Origin of the sequence: Nocardia sp. NPDC046473 (assembly GCF_040645995.1) — a bacterium.
Taxonomy (GTDB): Bacteria; Actinomycetota; Actinomycetes; order Mycobacteriales; family Mycobacteriaceae; genus Nocardia.
Window position 1 is genome coordinate 1 of sequence record NZ_JBEYZJ010000011.1, and the last position, 18,719, is coordinate 18,719.

Sequence of the window (18,719 nt, forward strand, 5' to 3'; positions counted from 1 at the left end):
GCCCGGTCCCATTCCGAACCCGGAAGCTAAGCCTGCCAGCGCCGATGGTACTGCACTCGACAGGGTGTGGGAGAGTAGGACACCGCCGGAACATCCTTCGCGATAGGGGACCCAGATTCTGGGTCCCCTATCGTCGTTTCAGCACTTCATCGTGCTGAAACGACGTTGCCGTGTCAGGCCCCCACCAAGACACGTGATTGAATTTGTGGGGCCCCGACCACTCTTGCGGACCTCAGAAAGGGATCACCGTGTCGGAACAGAACGACGACCGGAAGTCCTCCCCGCGCGGCGAGGGATCCGATCGCCCAGCTCAGGGCAGCGGTGGCAACGACTCCGCCAAGAACCGCCCCGACCGCGAAAGCGGCCAGCGCGGCGGCTTCAAACGCAATAACGACTCCAGCTCCGGCGGTTCGGACCGCCGCGGCGACGCCGGCGGCAGTGGATTCGGCCAGCGCGGCAATTCCAGCGACCGTCCCAGCTCCGGCGAGCGCGGCGGCTTCAACCGCAGCGGAGATTCGAGCTCGCGCGGTAACGCAGGCGACCGCGGCGGCTTCAACAACCGTGGCGATTCCGGCAGCTCCAACCGCGGTGGCGACTCGGACAACCGCAGCGGTGGCGAGCGCGGTGGTTTCAACCGCAGCAGCGATTCGGGCGGCCGCGGCGGCTTCAACCGCAGTGGCAGCTCCAACGAGCGCGGCAGCTCTAACCGTGACAGTTCCTCCGGCGAGCGCAGTGGTTTCAAACGTAGCGGCGATTCCAGCCGTGGAAGTTCCAGCGATCGTGGCGGTTTCAACCGCGGCAATGACTCGGGTGATCGTGGCGGTTTCAACCGCAGCGGTGGCTCCAGTGACCGTGGTGGGTTCAATCGCGGCGGCGATTCGGGCAGTCGCGGTGGCTTCAACCGCAGTGGCAGCTCCAACGAGCGCGGCAGCTCTAACCGCGACAGCACTTCGGGGGACCGCGGTGGCTTCAAGCGCGGCGGCGATTCGACCGGTCGCGGCGATTCCAGCCGTGGAAGTTCCAGTGACCGTGGCGGTTTCAATCGCGGCAGTGGTTCGGGCGACCGTAGCGGCTCCAGCCGTGACGGTGGTTTCAACCGCAGTGGTGGCTCAGGTGATCGTGGCGGCTTTAATCGCAGTAGTGACTCGGGTGATCGGGGCGGTTTTAATCGCAGTGGTGGCTCCGGTGACCGTGGCGGCTTCAATCGTGGTGGCGATTCCGGTGGCCGTTCCGACTCCGGTGATCGTGGTGGTTTCAAGCGTGGCGGCGATTCTGGTCGTGGCGGGTTTGATCGCGGCGGCGATTCGCGGGGGAACGGGCCGGATGATCGGCGTCGTGGGGGCGAAGGTGCTCGCAGTGGTGTGGGTGGTGATCGGTCGCAGGATCGGCGTCCGCCGCGTCCCGAGGAGCCGGATCTTCCCGATGACGTGCAGCCGGCCGACTTGGAGCCCGCTGTCCGTCGCGACCTGCTGAGCCTGGACAAGTCGAACGCGGAAGCTGTGGCACGTCATCTGGTGATGGCCGCGAAGCTGATCGACGACGATCCACGCCTGGCCCTCGCACACGCCCGTGCCGCTCGGCAACGTGCGGGCCGCATCGCCGTGGTCCGCGAAACCGCGGGCGTCACCGCTTACCACGCGGGCGAATGGGCCGAAGCGCTCTCCGAGCTGCGTACCGCCCGCCGCATGTCCGGCGGCTCCGGTCTGCTCGCGGTCATGGCCGACTGCGAACGCGGCCTCGGTCGCCCGGAACGCGCCATCGAACTCGGCCGCAGCGACGAGGCCCGTGCCCTCACCGGCGACGAGGCCACCGAATTGCGCATCGTGGTCGCCGGCGCTCGCATGGACCTCGGCGAATACGACCAGGCCGTCGTCACGCTGCAGACGTCCGAACTGGACCCGTCGCGCACCGGCTCTGCGGCCGCGCGCCTGTTCTATGCCTACGCCGACGCTCTCGTCGCCGCAGGCCGCACCGACGAGGGCCTGACCTGGTTCCTCAACGCGGCCTCCGCCGACCTCGACGGCGAAACCGACGCAGAAGAACGCGCCGAGGAACTCACCGGCGGCACTCACCCCGCCGACGACCTCGAGCTGTAGCCCGTGACCAGGGCCTGTCCGGTGGATCTTGCCGGACAGGCCCTGGTCACGAGGATGGCTCAGTGCTCGAGCGTGAAGGTGAAGTCGCCGGATAGCTTGCCGCTCAGCCGGATTGCGGAAACGAGATCGCCCCCGGCGAGCAATCTCTCCACCTCGGCCTGCGAAAGGCCGAAGCCTTCGGCGATCAGTCGCACCGGCCGGACCGGGATCCGCGCCGCAAAGTCGACCGAGACGTCGACCGCCTCGTCCGCCGACTGATCCGATTCGCCAGCGTCGAGGCGCCAGGAGTTATCCCAGTCGAGGGCGATGTGATTGCGGCGCTGCACGATCGGATCCTGGAGCAGTTCAGCTGTCAGGCCAGAATCGTTGTCATGCAGCCGATTCAGCAGCTCAGGTCGTACGGCGCGCACGTTCGTCCGTTCCAGCACCGTGAGCGTCGTGGTCTCCCCACACGCGGTACCGAGCGCGAGGAGCCAGGCGTCGATGAGCTTGGGGTTAGCATTGACCCGAAATTTGCCGCTTGCCCGGAAGCGTTCCGCCGCGCACGCGTGGCAGCGGCGGCGAACGAGCGGCAGGCAGGTGGGCACGACCACCCGGGTTTTGAGCATAGAAGTACACCGGTTTCAGTGAGAGGTGGGCAGTACAGAGCGGCGCGGCGCACATGCGCGACGCTTCAGTGCCGGGGAGGTCTCACAGGGTGTACAGCGGAATGTCCTTGGCCGGCGCCGCGTCTCGATACGTTGAACTATGAACCCCGACCGAAGGCGCCCTTGGGTCGGACTGAGGAGATGAAGGGCACCTTCGGTCGGTGAGCAGCGTCAGCATCTATCTCGACCGAGGGCGCCCTGTGGTTGGTTGGACGCGATGAAGGGCGCCTTCGGTCGATATCGCGCTGAGCATTCTGGACGCGGCACTAGCGGGCTTGGTTCGGCAGCACGGTAATCTCGCACGCCGGCTCTTGTTCCACCGGTTTTCGAGCCCGCCGGCGAAGCGTGCTGACCAGTCTGCTGGATTGCCGGGCCACTCACCGGGATTCGTTGTGCCCGTTGATCTCTTCGGCGGAATGCCCAACTATGGTTGGTCGGACCGCGTAGTGTTCGTGGCGCGAAATCGCTACGGGTGTGCTGACTTCGGGTCGGTGACGCGGTATGGGTCGGGGATACATTACGAGACTGTCTGATTTCAAGGAGATGCACGATGAGTAGTGTTCGGGCCACTGTTTTCGTCGGCTTGGCCGCCGCGGCGTTGACCGCGATGGGCGCCGTTTCGGCCAACGCGGAGCCGTCCAACTACGGCGAGCAGGCCAAGAAGGCCTGCGCCGACGCGGGCTTCGAATACACCGAGAGCATCAACCTGCCCGGCGGCGTCTCCGCCAAGGCGACCTGCCACAAGCCCGGTGAAGACGTCGTCCAGTTCGTCCCGATGCCGAAGGACACGGACTGCTCCGTCCCCGGCATCATGTCGCCGAAGGCAGGCAAGGCCGACGGCGCAGGCAACTGCGTCACCGGCTAATACACGAGACATGTCCAGCGGGACATGAGGGCGGCGAATCGTGAGAGGAGCCGCCCTCATGTCCCGTTTGTCGTCAGGCACCCCCGGTGCTGTGGCGGAGCGCCAGATGTTGCGTGCTGCGGCGGATGTGAGCCCGTGGGGGAGTCGGTGCCATGCGTTTCCTGTCGGACTGCTGGCGTAGTGTTCGGATGTCCCGGACCGGCCGAAGGCCACCGCCTCGGTGTGGTGGCGGGCGTCCGGCGGATACCGAGTTCGGCGCTGTACAGGGCAACGAAATGGAAGACATGAGGAACATGCGGGGTGCCGGAGTTGGAGACTTTGGATAAGTCGGCGCGTAGGGAGCGGCTACGAGATCGGTACGAAGCCTTGTTGCTGGATCTGGATGGCACCCTGTATCGCGGTGACGCGGTGATCGAGGGTGCGCCGGAGGCGTTGGCCGACGATGGGGCCGTGCAGCGGCTCATGTACGTCACCAATAACGCCAGCAGGGCACCGCAGACCGTTGCCGCGCACCTGGCGGAGCTTGGTTTCCGCGCGACCACTGATGAAGTGGTGACGAGCGCGCAGGCTGCCGCGCGGCTGTTGGCCGAACGGCTGGAGCCGGGTGCGACCGTGTTGATCATCGGCTCCGATGATCTGGCCGCCGAGGTGACCGCGGTGGGCTTGCACCCGATCCGTCGTTTCGACGACACCCCGCCTGCCGCTGTCGTACAAGGACATTCACCGCAAACCTGCTGGGCCGACCTCGCCGAAGCGGCTTACGCCCTGCGCGCGGACGCACTGTGGGTTGCAGCCAATACCGACAAAACCCTGCCGAACGAGCGTGGCCTCGCGCCGGGCAACGGGTCGATGGTCGCGGCCCTGCGCACCGCCTCCGATCGGGAACCGATCGTCGCGGGAAAGCCCTATGCGCCCCTGCTCGAAGACGCCCTCGTGCGTGCCGGAACCCGCAGTGCCCTGGTCGTCGGCGACCGGCTCGACACCGACATCGAAGGGGCGAACACCGTCGGCCTCGAATCACTGCTGGTCCTGACCGGCGTCAGCACCCTCGACGAGCTGAAAGACGCCGCCGCCGAGTCCATCCCCACCTACGTCGCCGAGTCACTGGACGCGCTGAACTATCCGCCGATACCCGCCGAAACGGACGTCGACCCGAGTGACCTCGCCGCGGACCTGGCCGACCGGTTGCGGCGCAACCCGGGACGAGCCGTGACGGTGCGCGCGTCTGGTGCGGAAATCCGATAGCGTTGACGCCACGATGACTACTCCCATGCCTCGCCCCACCGGCCCCGGTATGCCCGGCGCGAACGGCCCCCGCCCGGGGGCTCCGTTGCCCGGCCAGCATCTGCCTGGCGGACCAGGGCGTCCGGAGCCGGCCGACCCGGAGCGCATCCGCAGCGAGATCGACGGCCTGCTCACCGAACTCGCGACGCGCACCAGCTGGCCCGGCTCACCCACCGCGGCCGAGGGCGCCGAAACCGGCACGGATATCACCCGCCGCGCCCGCATCCTGGAGCAGGCGCACGACGTGCTCGTGCAGGCGCTGGCCACGGTGGACAAGATCTGAGGTGGCCAGACGCGCGCGCGTGGACGCCGAACTGGTTCGCCGCGGATTGGCGAGATCGCGGGAACACGCGGTCGAGCTGATCGGGGCCGGTCGCGTCCTGATAGCTGGAACGGTCGCCGTGAAGCCGGCGACCGCCGTCGAGGCGGGCACACCGCTGCTGGTTCGTGAGCAGCCCGACGAGGTGTCCTGGGCATCTCGCGGCGCACACAAGCTGCTGGGCGCACTGGAGGCCTTCGAGCCCGCCGGACTCGCCATCGCGGGCAAGCGGTGCCTCGACGCGGGCGCGTCGACCGGCGGTTTCACCGATGTGCTGCTGTCGCGCGAGGCCCGCGAGGTGATCGCGGTGGATGTCGGCTACGGCCAGCTGATCTGGCGGCTGCAGAACGACGATCGGGTGCGGGTGGTCGATCGCACCAACGTGCGCAACATCACCACCGAAACCATCGGCGGCACAGTCGAACTGGTCGTCGGTGACCTGTCCTTCATCTCCCTCGGCCTGGTGCTGCCCGCGCTGGCCGCGTGCACCGCGCCGGGCGGTGATCTGCTGCCGATGGTGAAACCCCAGTTCGAGGTCGGCAAGGACCGCGTCGGCACCGGTGGCGTGGTGCGGGACCCGGCGCTGCGCGCCGAGGCGGTCCGCGATGTCGCGACCGCGGCCGCGGCGCTCGGCCTGCGCACGGAGGCCGTTGTGGCGAGCCCGTTGCCGGGCCCGTCGGGCAATGTCGAATACTTCGTATGGCTGCGCAAGGACGGGCAGCCGGAAGACGACGGTGAGCGAGTCGCTGCTCTCGTCGAGCGTGCGGTTGAGGAGGGTCCACAGTGAACGCGACCAGGTCCGGTGGCCGGGAGATCCTGCTGGTGGCGCATCCGGGCCGGGCGGAGATCATCGAGACCGCCCATCGGGTGGCGAAGATCTTCGCGGATGCGGGCATCTGCCTGCGGGTGCTGGCCGACGAGGCCGTCGATACCCGGTTCGAGGCCGAGCCGGGCGGCTATCCGGTGCGGGTGGTCGAGCACGGTCCGCAGGCCGCGGTCGGCTGCGAGATGGTGCTGGTGCTCGGTGGTGACGGCACCTTCCTGCGCGCCGCCGAACTGGCCCGCCCGGCCGGGGTGCCGGTGCTGGGAATCAACCTGGGCCGCATCGGGTTTCTGACCGAGGCCGAGGCGGAGAACCTGGATGACGCACTGGCACACGTGGTTCGCGGCGACTACCGCATCGAACAGCGGATGACCATCGACTTCACCGTCCGGGTGGACGACGTGGTGGTGCAGACCGGCTGGGCGCTCAACGAGGGCAGCATCGAAAACGCCTCGCGCACAGGCGTGCTGGAGCTGGTGCTGGAGGTGGACGGACGGCCGGTGTCGTCGTTCGGCTGCGACGGCATCCTGATCTCCACCCCCACCGGTTCCACCGCGTACGCGTTTTCCGCTGGCGGCCCGGTGGTGTGGCCGGAACTCGAAGCGCTGCTGGTGGTTCCGAGCAACGCGCACGCGTTGTTCGCGCGGCCGCTGGTGACCAGCCCGGCCTCGCGGATCGCAGTGGAATGCGTGGCGACCGGACACGATGCGATAGTTTTCCTGGATGGCAGGCGCAGCATCGAGCTGCCGCGCGGCGGCCGGTTGGAGGCCGTGCGCGGCGCCCAACCGGTGCAGTGGGTGCGGCTGGATTCCGCGCCGTTCGCGGACCGGATGGTGCGCAAGTTCCAATTGCCCGTGACAGGCTGGCGTGGCCGACGGCGAACGGAGAGCAGCCCGGGGACGGCAGCCGGCGGGGTGGGTGAGGACCAGTGCTGACAGAGATCAGGATTGATGGCCTTGGCGTTATATCTACGGCCACTGCGCAATTCCATGAGGGTCTCACTGTTCTTACCGGCGAGACCGGTGCGGGCAAGACCATGGTGGTCACCAGCCTGCACCTGCTGAGCGGTGCCAGGGCCGATGCGGGCCGGGTTCGGCTCGGTGCCGAGCGGGCGGTGGTGGAGGGCCGATTCACCGTCGATGACGTGAACGACGCCGCTCGCGGGGAAGTGGCGCAGGTGCTGGAATCGGCTGCGGCCGTACCGGATGACGACGGCAGCATCATCGCGATCCGCACGGTCGGCAGCGACGGTCGTTCCCGTGCGCATCTGGGTGGGCGCGGCGTACCGGCTTCGGTGCTCGCCGATTTCACCGCGCCGCTGCTCACGGTGCACGGCCAGAACGATCAGTTGCGGTTGCAGCGCCCCGATCAGCAGTTGTCCGCGCTGGACCAGTTCGCCGTCGAGACCGTCGGGCCACTGCTGCGCAAATACGGTGTGCATCGCCGCTCCTGGCTGGATGCCCGCACCGAACTGCTCGAACGGACCGCGCGCAGTAGGGAATTGGCGCAGGAGGCGGACCGGCTGCAGCATTCGCTGTCCGAAATCGACGCCATCGCACCGGAACCCGGCGAGGATGTGCGCATCGTCGACGAGGTGCGCAGGCTCAGCGATCTCGATTCGCTGCGCGAGGGCGCGACGACCGCGCACGACGCGCTCGCCGGACCCGTCGATTCGCCCGAAGAGGGTTCGGGCGCACTGGAATTGCTCGGTGCCGCGCTCGCCCGGATCGACTCGGCCGACGATCCCGCGCTGACCGCGCTCGGTCCCCGGCTCGGCGAGGCCATCGCGGTGGTGGTGGATCTGACCACTGAACTCAGCGGCTACCTGTCGGATCTGCCGTCCGATCCCGGCGCCCTCGACTCGCTGCTTACCCGCCAGGCCGAGCTCAAGTCGCTGACGCGCAAGTACGCGCCCGACATCGACGGCGTGATCGCCTGGGCCGACGACGCCCGCATCAAGCTCGGCTCGCTCGATGTCTCCGAGGAAACCCTGGCCGCGTTGGCCGCCGAGGTCGATATCGCGGCCGAGCGGGTCCGGGAGGCGGCGCGCAAGCTGAGTGCCGCGCGCAAGAAGGCCGCGGGCAAGCTCGGGTCGGCGGTGAGCGCCGAGTTGGGCGGTCTGGCGATGGGGAAGGCAAGGCTCGAGGTCGAGGTGCGCCCGATGCCCGCGGGACCGCAGGACTCCGCACCGCTGACCATCGACGGGAAAGACGTGCACGCCGGGTCTTCCGGCATCGACGAGGTGGAGTTCCGGTTGTCCGCGCACTCGGGTGCGCAGTCACTTCCGTTGAGCAAGAGCGCATCCGGCGGTGAGCTTTCCCGGGTGATGCTCGCCCTCGAGGTCGTGCTGGCCAGCTCCGATCACGGCGCGACCATGGTGTTCGACGAGGTCGACGCGGGCGTCGGCGGCCGCGCGGCGGTCGAGATCGGCCGCAGGCTGGCTCGTCTCGCCCGCACCCACCAGGTCATCGTGGTTACCCACCTGCCCCAGGTCGCCGCCTTCGCCGACACCCACCTGGTGGTCGACAAGTCCGACGACGGCAAGGGCAAGGTCAACAGCGGCGTGCACGCCCTGACCAAGGACGAGCGCGTCATCGAATTGGCCCGCATGCTGGCCGGTTTGGACGACACCGAAACCGGACGAGCCCACGCCGAGGAACTCCTGGACCTCGCCCGCGCCGAAAAGTCCGGCACCACCGTCTAGCCCGTCCCGCAGCAGCAGGCCCTTTGCCATCGGACACCCGCCAGCCGCACGGCTTCTGACATACGCGCGCGTGTCAGGGCGGCGAGTCCGCGTGCGGAATATCAGAAGCTGTGCGGCGGTTCGTTGTTGATATCCAGCCCGCACAGCTGCGGCCGCCTGCGATCAACTCCTGCCGCACCACGCGCCACCGAGCTCACGGTCTACCGCCTGACTCACAGGCCGTCCACACGTCTCACAGGGGCTGAACTCTTTGTGAGACGTGTGCATCCTCTGTGGGTCTAACGCACGGCCTTCTGGGCGGCCTTGATGAACTGGGTGATCAAGTTCTTCAGGCCGAACTCGAGGACCTTGGCGGGCACGGGGAGGCTGGGCTCGGACTCCATGGTGTAGGAGACGAGCGTGCCGTTATCGGCGTCGGTGAAGGTGACCACACCGACGTGCCGCTTCACCGGGGCACCCTTGACGATCTTGTATTCCATCCGCTCACCGGGCACCAGCTTGGTGATCTCCTCGGTGACGCCGACCGGGCCGACGCCGAGCAGATGCTGCGCGCCGACTCCTTCGCGCTCGGTGAGCCCGGGCTTGGTCAGCTTGACCTGGATCGGAAGGTACGGGCTGATGCTCTCGCGGTCGGCGAAGAGCCGATACACCACATCGCGCGGGGCGGCGATGACGGCGTCGACAGTCGTGCTGGCCATGGGGTCTCCTCTTCGAGTTACCTGTGACGGGCAGCATATAGGTATCACCTTGGAGAGCGATGAGCCGATGTAACCGGTGTCACAGACAGTTGCCCCGACGCATCGTCGTCAACTTCGCGCCAGGCCGACTTCGGGCGCGCGGCGGAGGACCAGGCGCGTCGCCGACTACCTCGCGGGCATGCCGCCGTTGACCGCGTGCGGAGGACGGTACGAGTCAGTCGCGCTCTTGGCCGAGGCTGATGCCGCGGGTGGCGAGCCAGGGGAGCGGGTCGATGCGGTTGGTGCCGTTGAGCCAGACCTCGAAGTGGCAGTGCGGGCCGGTGGCCTCGCCGCGGTTGCCGACGGTGGCGATCTGGTCGCCTGCCATGACGCGCTGGCCGACGTTGACCAGCGAGGTGTTGATGTGGCCGTACACGGTGATGGTGCCGTCGTCGCCGAGTAGTCGCACCCACATGCCGAAGCCCTCGGCCGGTCCCGAGCTGATGACGGTGCCGTCCTCCACCGCGACGATCGGGGTGCCGATGGGTGCGGCGACGTCCACGCCGGGGTGCAGTGCGCCCCAGCGCATTCCGTAGCCGGAGGTGAAGGTGCCGGAGGTGAACTTCATGAACAGCGGGCGCAGTTTCGCGGCGGCCTCCGCGGATATTTCGTCGGCGACCTTGCTGCCGTTGCTGAGGATGTCGCTGAATTGGTCCAGGTCGGCGGGTCCCTCGTCGAGCAGCCCCGGTTCGGCGGCGGGCGGTTCGACGGTCTGCGCCTGTGGTTGGCCCAGCGCCATCGGGGCCACGGCTTCCACGGGCGGCTTGTCATTGCTGGTCGACAAGTTCTGGCCGGCGGCGACGAGCGCACCGGCGGCAACCGCGACGATGGCGGCGCGGCCCTTCAGTGCGGCGGGCGGTGCCGGCATCCGGTGCTTGCCGCCGCGGCGCTTGGGCCGAACCGGCAGGTCGGCGACCGGGGTTGGCTGCGGATCTGCCACCGGTCGCGGGCCGGCCGATCGCGCCCAGTCGTCACTCGACTGCGCCCACTGCTCCTCGGCCTGCCACGAATTGTCGGGCAGCGGTGGTTGATCGGCGGACGGCCACGAATCGCGAGGGCGCGTCCGCTGATCGGTGGACGGCCAGGAATTGCCCGGCCGAGTCCGTCGATTCGTGGACGGCCACGAATTGCCTTGCCGTGTCCGTTGATCCGCTGACGGCCGCCGATCGCTCGACCGTGCCCGCTGATCATCGACCGACGGCCACTGGTCCGCGGGCCGTGTCCACTGATCATCCGGCGCCCACTGATCCTCGGCTGCCCACTGCTCGTCTGGCGACCACGAGTCATCCAGCGGCGGCCACGAATCCGCCCGAGCCGATGAGTAGCTATAACTTTGCTGATCGCCGTCTGAATCGCGCCGATCGGCCACAAATCGCCGATCGGCATCGAGAGTCCGGTGCCTGCTCATCGAATCGACCGCATTTGTCGGCAATGTCCAGAACCTGGCGAAATCGGAGAAATGTCTGGTCTTCGGCGCAAAAGCCCGGTCTCCCTGGCTATTTCGAGGCACATCACGCGGTCGTCCTTTGTCACGTCTCGTCGAGCTGTCGTCGGGGCTGGTCGACGGTAACGAAACGGTAGCGGTCCTGCTCGCCGGGCGCGCGAGATAGCGGCCATTATGTGACGCCCGCCACGTTTGACACGCCGTACCGAGTTCTTCCGCGTGTCGTGTGTCGTGTCACTGTTGTCACAGTGATGTATGTGGTAGGCCGACGGCGCGCCTCCACCAACGGTTGAGGGTTTGCGGGCAGCATCGGGGCCATGAAGATGCTGGCGTTGTTGTCGAGGAACACCGAAACGCTGCCCGGCCTCTCCGGGATAGCCCGGGTGGATCGCAACACCCGGCGCCTGCTGAAACGGGTCGGACCAGGCGATGTCGTGGTGCTCGACGAGATGGACCTGGATCGGCTCACCGCCGATCGGCTGGTCGAGGCGGGGGTGGTCGCGGTGATCAACACCTCGCCGTCGATCTCCGGCCGCTATCCCAACCTGGGCCCGGAAGTGCTGGTGGCGAACAACATCCTGCTGCTGGACACGGTGAGCTCGGACGCGTTCAGCAAGATCAAGGACGGCGTCAAGGTCCGCATCGACGAGGGCGTCGTCTATGCCGACAAGGTGATCAAGAAGGAGCCCGAGGTCCTGGTCGAGGGCATCGAGCTCACCGATTCCGACATCGCCGAGCGGATGATCGAGGCCCGCAACGGCCTGGCCGACCATCTCGAGGCGTTCGCGGGCAACACCATCGAGTTCATCCGCACCGAGAGCGCGCTGCTGATCGACGGCATCGGCGTGCCGGAGCTGGAACTGTCGATGAAGCACCGGCACGTGGTCGTGGTGGCCGACGGCCCCGATCATGCCGAGGACCTCAAGCGGCTCAAGCCGTTCATCAAGGAGTACGTGCCGATCATGGTCGGCGTCGGCCGCGGCGCGGACACCCTGATGAAGCAGGGCTACCGCCCCGACCTCATCGTCGGCGACCCGGACGAGATCACCTCCGCCACCTTGAAATGCGGCGCCGAGGTGATCCTGCCCGCCGACACCGACGGCCACGCCAAGGGCCTGGAACGCATCCAGGATCTCGGCATCGGCGCGACCACCTTCCCGTCCTCCGGCGCACCCGCCGACCTGGCGCTGCTGCTGGCACACCATCACGGCGCGTCGCTGATCGTCACCGCGGGCGCAGCCGCCACCCTCGACGACTTCTTCGACCGCAGCCGCCGGGAGAGCAACCCGGCGACCTTCCTCACCCGCCTCAAGCTCGGCACCAAGCTGATGGACGCCAAGGCCGTCGCCACGCTGTACCGAAACCGGGTCTCCGGCATCGGCATCGCGCTGGTGGTGCTGGCCGCCCTGATCGCGGTGATCGTGGTGCTGCTCGCCTCCAACACCGGCACCGACGCCATGGCCTGGGCCACCGACACCTGGGACCGGTTCGCGCTGTGGGCGCAGGGCCTGGTCGGCGCGGGCGACAAATGACCAAGGGAGAACGATGATCTCGTTACGCCAGCACGCCGTGTCGATCGTGGCGATCTTCCTGGCCCTCGCCATCGGCGTGGTGCTCGGCTCGCAGACGCTGGCGGCGGATCTGCTGTCGGGGCTACGCGCGGACAAAACGGATCTGCGCCAACAGGTCGACACGGTGTCGGACCAGAACCGGCGACTCACCGATCAGCTCAACTCGGCCGACCGCTTCATCGCAGGTTCCGCCGGCCGCATCCTCGGCGGCACCCTGGCCGATCGCACCGTCGCGGTGTTCACCACCCCCGACGCCGATCCCGCCGACATCGAGGGCGTGACCAAGTCCCTGGAAACCTCCGGCGCCACCATCACCGGCCGCATCTCGCTCACCGACGCGTTCGTCGACGCCACCGAGGGGGACCGGATGCGCACCACGGTCACCAACGTCATCCCGGCCGGCGCCCAATTGCGCACCGGCGCAGTCGATCAGGGCAGCATGGCCGGCGACCTGCTCGGCCTGGTCGTGCTGCTCGATCCGGCCAACGGGCAAACCCGCGGCACCCCACAGGAACTCGGCCTGGTGCTGGAAACGCTGCGCGGCGGCGGCTTCCTCGCCTACGGCGACACCCCGGTGCGCCCGGCCCAGTCCGCAGTCGTCATCACCGGCAACGGGGCAAAGTCCGGCGAGAACAGTCAGGGCGCCAACATCGCACGCTTCGCGGGCGCCCTGCGCGGACGCGGCGCAGGCGTCGTCCTCGCCGGACGCTCCGGCGCAGCCGAGAACCCGGGACCACTCGCCATCGTCCGCTCCGACGGCCCCCTCGCCACGTCTGTCAGCACCGTCGACAACCTCGACCGCGAAATCGGCCGCGTCACCACAGTCCTCGCCCTGAGCGAGCAACTGAACGGTGGCACCGGCCGATACGGCACCGGCGAGAAGGCGACCTCCCTCACACTCGCTTCCGCACCGCGATAGACGCTTGTGCACGAAAGTAGTGCCGCTCAAATCCCACCCGACCACAACGCGCGAGTTCTGCGAGCGCCGGTCGCGGCCCGTCTCGCGTCCGAGCGGTCGAAGCGCATGCGCCGCAGGCGCGAGTCTCGACCGCTCGGACGCGAGACACTCGGGGCCGCGACCCCGCCGCGGCCACGCGGCATATACACAGCAAACGTGCGTGGCGTTAGAACTGGACGCCTGATCCGTGTTACCGTGAAGACCCGTGGGTCATACACGGAATCAGGCGCGAACGGCCACGAAGCACATCTTCGTCAGCGGTGGAGTCGCCTCCTCATTGGGTAAAGGTCTTACCGCCTCCAGCCTCGGTCAGCTGTTGACGGCGCGTGGACTGCGCGTCACGATGCAGAAACTCGACCCGTATTTGAACGTCGATCCCGGCACCATGAACCCCTTCCAGCATGGAGAGGTTTTCGTGACGGAGGACGGGGCCGAAACCGATCTGGATGTCGGTCACTACGAGCGGTTCCTCGACAGGGACCTGACCCGGGACGCGAATGTCACGACCGGGCAAATCTATTCGACAGTCATCGCCAAGGAACGCCGCGGCGAATACCTCGGCGACACGGTGCAGGTGATCCCGCACATCACCGACGAGATCAAGAGCCGGGTGCTCGCCATGAGCGCGCCGGACGCCGACGATCAGACCCCCGACGTGGTCATCACCGAGATCGGCGGCACCGTCGGCGATATCGAGTCGCAGCCGTTCCTCGAGGCGGCTCGCCAGATCCGCCACGATGTCGGCCGGGACAACGTCTTCTTCCTGCACGTCTCGCTGGTGCCCTACCTCGCCCCCTCGGGTGAGCTCAAGACCAAGCCGACCCAGCATTCGGTGGCGGCCTTGCGCAATATCGGCATCCAGCCCGACGCGCTGATCTTGCGCTGCGACCGCGAGGTGCCGCAGGCGCTGAAGAGCAAGATCGCGCTGATGTGTGACGTCGACGTCGACGCCTGCATCTCCACCCCGGACGCGCCGTCGATCTACGACATCCCGCGCGTGCTGCATCGCGAAGGCCTCGACGCCTACGTGGTGCGCAAGCTCGGGCTGCCGTTCCGTGATGTGGACTGGACCGTGTGGGGCGACCTGCTCGACCGGGTGCATTCGCCGCGCGAGACGGTCGAGGTCGCGCTCGTCGGCAAGTACGTCGACCTGCCCGACGCCTACCTGTCGGTGACCGAGGCGCTGCGCGCGGGCGGGTTCGCCTCGCGGGCCAAGGTGCTCATCCGCTGGGTGCCCTCGGACGAATGCGAGACCCCGGCCGGTGCCCAGGCCGCGTTGCGTGACGTGGACGCGGTGCTGATCCCCGGCGGCTTCGGTATCCGCGGCATCGAGGGCAAGGTCGGTGCCATCCGCTACGCCCGCGCTCGCGGTATTCCGCTGCTCGGGCTGTGCCTCGGACTGCAGTGTGTGGTCATCGAAGCGGCGCGTTCGGTCGGTCTGACCGAGGCCAACTCGGCCGAATTCGAGCCGGACACACCGCATCCCGTCATCTCCACGATGGCCGATCAGGAGCAGGCCGTCGCCGGTGAGGCCGATCTCGGTGGCACCATGCGGCTGGGTGCCTACCCGGCCACCCTGGCGAAGGGTTCCGTCGTCGCGCAGGCGTATGGCAGCGAGCACGTTTCCGAGCGGCACCGGCACCGCTACGAGGTGAACAACGCCTACCGTGATCGGATCGCCAAGAGCGGTCTGCGGTTCAGCGGCACCTCGCCGGACGGGCACCTGGTGGAGTTCGTCGAACTGCCCGCCGACGTGCACCCGTTCTTCGTCGCCACCCAGGCGCACCCGGAGCTCAAGAGCCGTCCGACCCGCCCGCATCCGCTGTTCGCGGCGCTCGTCGCGGCGGCGCTGAAATACAAGCTCGCCGAGCGTCTTCCGGTCGACATCCCGGACGAGGAATTCGCGAGCGCGGCGGATCAGGCCTAAGGCGATGACGCAGGACGGTGGCAGCGCCGAACCGGGCAGCCACGATTTCGAGACCGTGTCCAGCAAGATCGTCTACAGCGGCGCCATCCTGGCGTTGCGGCTCGACCAGGTGCGGATGCCCGGCGGCAAGGTCGCCGAGCGCGAGGTGATCGAGCATCACGGTGCCGTCGCGGTCGCCGCGATCGATGACGACGACAATGTGGTGCTGATCAACCAGTACCGGCATCCGATCGGCAGGCGGCTGCTCGAGCTGCCCGCCGGCCTGCTCGACCTGCCCGGCGAGGACCCGCTCGTCGCCGCGCAGCGCGAGCTCGCCGAGGAGACCGGGCTGGCCGCCCGCGAATGGCACGTGCTGGTGGATGTGGCGCTCTCGCCGGGGTTCACCGACGAGGCGTTGCGGGTGTACTACGCGCGCGGGCTGTATGAAACCGATCAGCCGGAGCCGGAACACGAGGAAGCCGACCTGGAGATCGTCCGGATGCCGGTCGATCAGGCGGTCCGCGCGGCATTGGCCGGGGAGATCGTCAACGCGACCGCCGTGGCCGGTGTCCTCGCGCTGGCCGCTGCCCGGGCAGGCAATATCGAGCTACGTCCGGCGGACGCGCCGTGGCCCGGACAGCCGACGGCGTTTCTGCGCCGCAAGGCCGCCGCGAAGTCCGCGGACTGAAGGGCCCGCGGGTGCTTGCGCGGGAATTGGACGCCTACCTCGATCATCTCGCGGTCGAGCGCGGCGCCGCGCGCAACACCCTCGGCGCCTACCGGCGTGATCTCGGCCGGTATCTCGATTTCCTGACCGGGCGCGGGATCGCCGCGCTCGATCAGGTCGCCGAGGCCGATGTCGCGGAGTTCACCATGGCGTTGCGGGCGGGCGGCACCGAATTCCCGCCGCTGGCCGCGAGTTCGGTCGCCCGTGCGTTGATCGCGGTGCGCGGGCTGCACCGGTTTGCCGCGGCCGAAGGGATGACCACCACCGATGTGGCGCATGCGGTGAAACCGCCTGCACCGGGTCGTAGGCTGCCCAAGGCGTTGCCGTATGACCAGGTACTGAAGCTGCTCGAGGCAGCGGGTGGTGGTTCGGCTAGCGATCCCGATGCCGCGCCGGGCACCGACGGCGGCCCGCGCGGGTTGCGCGATCGTGCGCTGTTGGAACTGCTCTACTCCACTGGCGCACGGATTTCCGAGATGGTCGGTCTCGACGTCGACGACATCGACACCGACGAACGCGCGGTCGTGCTGCACGGCAAGGGCGGCAAACAGCGCATGGTGCCGATCGGTAGGCCCGCGTTGGCCTCGGTCGACGCGTATCTGGTGCGGGGGAGGCCGAAACTCGCGGCGAGCGGAAAAGGCAACGCGGGTGCCCTTTTTCTGAACGCCCGCGGTGGACGGCTGTCGAGGCAAAGTGCCTGGCAGGTGTTGCAGACAGCCGCCGAACGCGCAGGCATCGGCGCCACCGTCTCGCCGCACACGTTGCGACACTCCTTCGCCACCCACCTGCTCGACGGCGGCGCGGATGTCCGCGTGGTCCAAGAACTCCTCGGCCACGCCTCGGTAACCACCACCCAGATCTACACCCTGGTCACCGTCAACACCCTCCGCGAGGTCTGGGCCACCGCCCACCCCCGCGCCCGCTGACCCCTCACTCATCGAGTCGAGTCATATGGTCGCTATCCAAGATCTTTTGACGACCATATGACTCGACTCGATGAGGACTTGTGTTGCGCGCGGCCGGGATTCGGCTGCTGACCACGGAGATCTGCTACGTCCTCGACGGTGCCATGGAATTTCTCGTCGACGGCGAATTGAGCTCGGTGCGTACGGGCGGCCTGGTCGTCGTCCCGCCCGGCACGGTGCACGCGTTCGGCGCGGCCACGGACGGCGCCGCCGAGGCTGACACCAGGTATCGTCCGTTTCGAGTACTTTCGGCAGCTCGGTCGAATTGCTCGCGGGGAGGCGGAATGGGACAGCGTGGATGAGTTGCACGACCGCTTCGACGTGCATTTCGACGGTGACCCGGAGTGGCGCTGAGCGATACGCGGTAGCGTCTTGCTGTTCGCGGCCCGGCGTGGTGCCGCGAACACGCCGCGCGCGTCGCGGCACTTGGCCGCTCGTACGCGGTAGCGTCTATCGAGAGTCGGACCGTACGAAAGCGAGGGTCGGGCCTGATCGGCCTCGCTACGCTCGGCGAGGCAACGGGCAGGAACGTATAAGGAGCAGCGGATCGTGACATCAGCCGGAGCGGCAGAGCCGCCGATGGGTGCTGGGGCGGAGCCGCGCACGGGGCAGCGCACCGGTCCGTACTCGGAGGCCGCGGCCGAAACCCTGTGGGGCACCGGGGCCGAACCGGTCCCGGAGGACGCGGCACTCGGACCCACCGGGCGCCCATTGCGCCTCGTGCCGGACCCGCCACCGCTCGACCGGCACGGCGACGCCCTCATCATCGCCATGTGCAACCAGAAGGGCGGCGTCGGCAAGACGACCTCCACCATCAATCTCGGCGCCTCGTTGGCCGAATACGGGCGCAAGGTGCTGCTGGTCGACCTGGACCCGCAGGGCGCGCTGTCCGCGGGATTGGGTGTGGCCCACCATGATCTCGACCTCACCGTGCACGATCTGCTCGTCGGTTCCAAGGGTTCGATCGATGACGTGCTGATGCCGACCCGCGTCGAGAACATGGATCTGCTGCCCAGCAATATCGATCTGTCAGCGGCGGAAATCCAGCTCGTCAACGAGGTCGGTCGCGAGCATTCCCTCGGCCGGGCACTGCATCCCATTCGCGACAAGTACGACTACATCATCATCGACTGCCAGCCCTCGCTCGGTTTACTCACCGTCAACGCGTTGGCTTGTTCGGACGGTGTGATCATTCCGATGGAATGCGAGTACTTCTCGCTGCGCGGGCTCGCGCTGCTCAACGACACCGTGGAGAAGGTGCGCGATCGGCTGAACCCGCGGCTGAGCCTGTACGGGATAGTGGTCACCATGTTCGACGCCCGACTATTACACTCCCGTCAGGTGATGGCACGAGTCGTCGAGGTGTTCGGCGACCTGGTCTACGACGCCGCGATCTCGCGCACCGTCCGCTTCCCGGACGCCAGCGTGGCAGGCGAACCGATCACCACGTGGGCACCGAAATCCGGTGGAGCCGAGGCATATCGGGCGATGGCGCGGGAAGTCATCCACCGGTCGGGCCGGTGATCGGCGGCACCGACGCCGCGCCACCCGCTACCAACCACTCGACCGGCCAAGTGGTCGCGCACGGCGACGACCACCCGTCGGGCGACCTCTTGGAGCGAGCCTCGGCGCGCGCCGACGACCCGGACGAACCACCTGCCTCGCCGGACCTG

General features: G+C 67.9%; 16 protein-coding genes, 1 rRNA gene and 1 pseudogene. 15 read left to right on the forward strand and 3 right to left on the reverse strand.

The window, feature by feature from the left end; genetic code table 11:
* A 5S ribosomal RNA gene (gene rrf, locus ABZ942_RS35375) occupies positions 1-91 on the forward strand; the annotation flags it as partial.
* A 1,186-nt stretch (positions 92-1,277) separates the two neighbouring features.
* Positions 1,278-2,096, forward strand: a pseudogene (locus ABZ942_RS35380) (hypothetical protein); the annotation flags it as partial.
* A 59-nt stretch (positions 2,097-2,155) separates the two neighbouring features.
* On the opposite strand, the gene ABZ942_RS35385 reads toward ABZ942_RS35380, so the two are convergent.
* Positions 2,156-2,704, reverse strand: coding sequence for a DUF1062 domain-containing protein (locus ABZ942_RS35385; protein ID WP_357389896.1), 549 nt, complete (start codon positions 2,702-2,704; stop codon positions 2,156-2,158).
* A gap of 589 nt (positions 2,705-3,293) precedes the next feature.
* Between ABZ942_RS35385 and ABZ942_RS35390 the strand changes: the two genes are divergently transcribed.
* The 6 genes from ABZ942_RS35390 (at position 3,294) to recN (ending at position 8,738) form a co-directional block, all read left to right on the forward strand.
* Complete coding sequence (locus ABZ942_RS35390) at positions 3,294-3,608, forward strand: hypothetical protein (RefSeq protein WP_357389898.1); 315 nt, start codon at positions 3,294-3,296, stop codon at positions 3,606-3,608.
* Between the two features lie 309 nt (positions 3,609-3,917).
* Positions 3,918-4,853: an HAD-IIA family hydrolase gene (locus tag ABZ942_RS35395; protein ID WP_357390522.1), complete on the forward strand. Its 936-nt coding sequence runs from the start codon at positions 3,918-3,920 to the stop codon at positions 4,851-4,853.
* A gap of 13 nt (positions 4,854-4,866) precedes the next feature.
* Positions 4,867-5,175 carry a hypothetical protein gene (locus ABZ942_RS35400; RefSeq protein ID WP_357389900.1) on the forward strand — a complete coding sequence of 103 codons (309 nt, stop codon included), beginning with the start codon at positions 4,867-4,869 and terminating at the stop codon, positions 5,173-5,175.
* Position 5,176: 1 nt separating this feature from the next.
* Positions 5,177-5,998, forward strand: coding sequence for a TlyA family RNA methyltransferase (locus ABZ942_RS35405; RefSeq protein WP_357389902.1), 822 nt, complete (start codon positions 5,177-5,179; stop codon positions 5,996-5,998).
* Complete coding sequence (locus tag ABZ942_RS35410) at positions 5,995-6,969, forward strand: NAD kinase (RefSeq protein ID WP_357389904.1); 975 nt, start codon at positions 5,995-5,997, stop codon at positions 6,967-6,969. The genes ABZ942_RS35405 and ABZ942_RS35410 overlap by 4 nt, the downstream gene beginning before the upstream one ends.
* Positions 6,963-8,738: a DNA repair protein RecN gene (recN, locus tag ABZ942_RS35415; protein WP_357389906.1), complete on the forward strand. Its 1,776-nt coding sequence runs from the start codon at positions 6,963-6,965 to the stop codon at positions 8,736-8,738. Before ABZ942_RS35410 ends, recN begins: the two co-directional genes overlap by 7 nt.
* Positions 8,739-9,016: 278 nt before the next feature.
* Here the strand turns inward: recN and ABZ942_RS35420 are convergent, their stop codons facing one another.
* Both ABZ942_RS35420 and ABZ942_RS35425 read right to left on the reverse strand, forming a co-directional pair.
* Positions 9,017-9,436: an SRPBCC family protein gene (locus ABZ942_RS35420; RefSeq protein WP_357389908.1), complete on the reverse strand. Its 420-nt coding sequence runs from the start codon at positions 9,434-9,436 to the stop codon at positions 9,017-9,019.
* Positions 9,437-9,650: 214 nt separating this feature from the next.
* Entirely contained in the window at positions 9,651-10,415 is a 765-nt protein-coding gene (locus ABZ942_RS35425; RefSeq protein ID WP_357389910.1) for a M23 family metallopeptidase, read from the reverse strand.
* 821 nt (positions 10,416-11,236) lie between these two features.
* Here ABZ942_RS35425 and steA point away from each other — a divergent pair.
* The 7 genes from steA (at position 11,237) to ABZ942_RS35460 (ending at position 18,570) form a co-directional block, all read left to right on the forward strand.
* Entirely contained in the window at positions 11,237-12,451 is a 1,215-nt protein-coding gene (gene steA, locus ABZ942_RS35430) for a putative cytokinetic ring protein SteA (protein WP_357389912.1), read from the forward strand.
* Positions 12,452-12,464: 13 nt separating this feature from the next.
* Positions 12,465-13,409, forward strand: a complete 945-nt coding sequence (locus tag ABZ942_RS35435) for a copper transporter (protein ID WP_357389914.1) — start codon at positions 12,465-12,467, stop codon at positions 13,407-13,409.
* Between the two features lie 244 nt (positions 13,410-13,653).
* Entirely contained in the window at positions 13,654-15,375 is a 1,722-nt protein-coding gene (locus ABZ942_RS35440; protein WP_357389916.1) for a CTP synthase, read from the forward strand.
* A gap of 4 nt (positions 15,376-15,379) precedes the next feature.
* Positions 15,380-16,042: an NUDIX hydrolase gene (locus ABZ942_RS35445; RefSeq protein WP_357389918.1), complete on the forward strand. Its 663-nt coding sequence runs from the start codon at positions 15,380-15,382 to the stop codon at positions 16,040-16,042.
* Positions 16,043-16,053: 11 nt separating this feature from the next.
* Positions 16,054-17,007, forward strand: coding sequence for a site-specific tyrosine recombinase XerD (gene xerD, locus ABZ942_RS35450; RefSeq protein WP_357390524.1), 954 nt, complete (start codon positions 16,054-16,056; stop codon positions 17,005-17,007).
* Positions 17,008-17,087: 80 nt separating this feature from the next.
* Complete coding sequence (locus tag ABZ942_RS35455; protein WP_357389920.1) at positions 17,088-17,348, forward strand: cupin domain-containing protein; 261 nt, start codon at positions 17,088-17,090, stop codon at positions 17,346-17,348.
* Positions 17,349-17,595: 247 nt separating this feature from the next.
* Positions 17,596-18,570 carry a ParA family protein gene (locus ABZ942_RS35460; protein WP_357389922.1) on the forward strand — a complete coding sequence of 325 codons (975 nt, stop codon included), beginning with the start codon at positions 17,596-17,598 and terminating at the stop codon, positions 18,568-18,570.
* The last annotated feature ends 149 nt before the right edge of the window (positions 18,571-18,719 follow it).

Bases quoted from the DNA above. Each gene is read 5' to 3' on its own strand.
- ABZ942_RS35385 (WP_357389896.1), bottom strand. From the start codon at position 2,704: ATGCTCAAAACCCGGGTGGTCGTGCCCACCTGCCTGCCGCTCGTTCGC.
- ABZ942_RS35390 (WP_357389898.1), top strand. From the start codon at position 3,294: ATGAGTAGTGTTCGGGCCACTGTTTTCGTCGGCTTGGCCGCCGCGGCG.
- ABZ942_RS35400 (WP_357389900.1), top strand. From the start codon at position 4,867: ATGACTACTCCCATGCCTCGCCCCACCGGCCCCGGTATGCCCGGCGCG.
- ABZ942_RS35420 (WP_357389908.1), bottom strand. From the start codon at position 9,436: ATGGCCAGCACGACTGTCGACGCCGTCATCGCCGCCCCGCGCGATGTG.
- steA (WP_357389912.1), top strand. From the start codon at position 11,237: ATGAAGATGCTGGCGTTGTTGTCGAGGAACACCGAAACGCTGCCCGGC.
- ABZ942_RS35435 (WP_357389914.1), top strand. From the start codon at position 12,465: ATGATCTCGTTACGCCAGCACGCCGTGTCGATCGTGGCGATCTTCCTG.
- ABZ942_RS35445 (WP_357389918.1), top strand. From the start codon at position 15,380: ATGACGCAGGACGGTGGCAGCGCCGAACCGGGCAGCCACGATTTCGAG.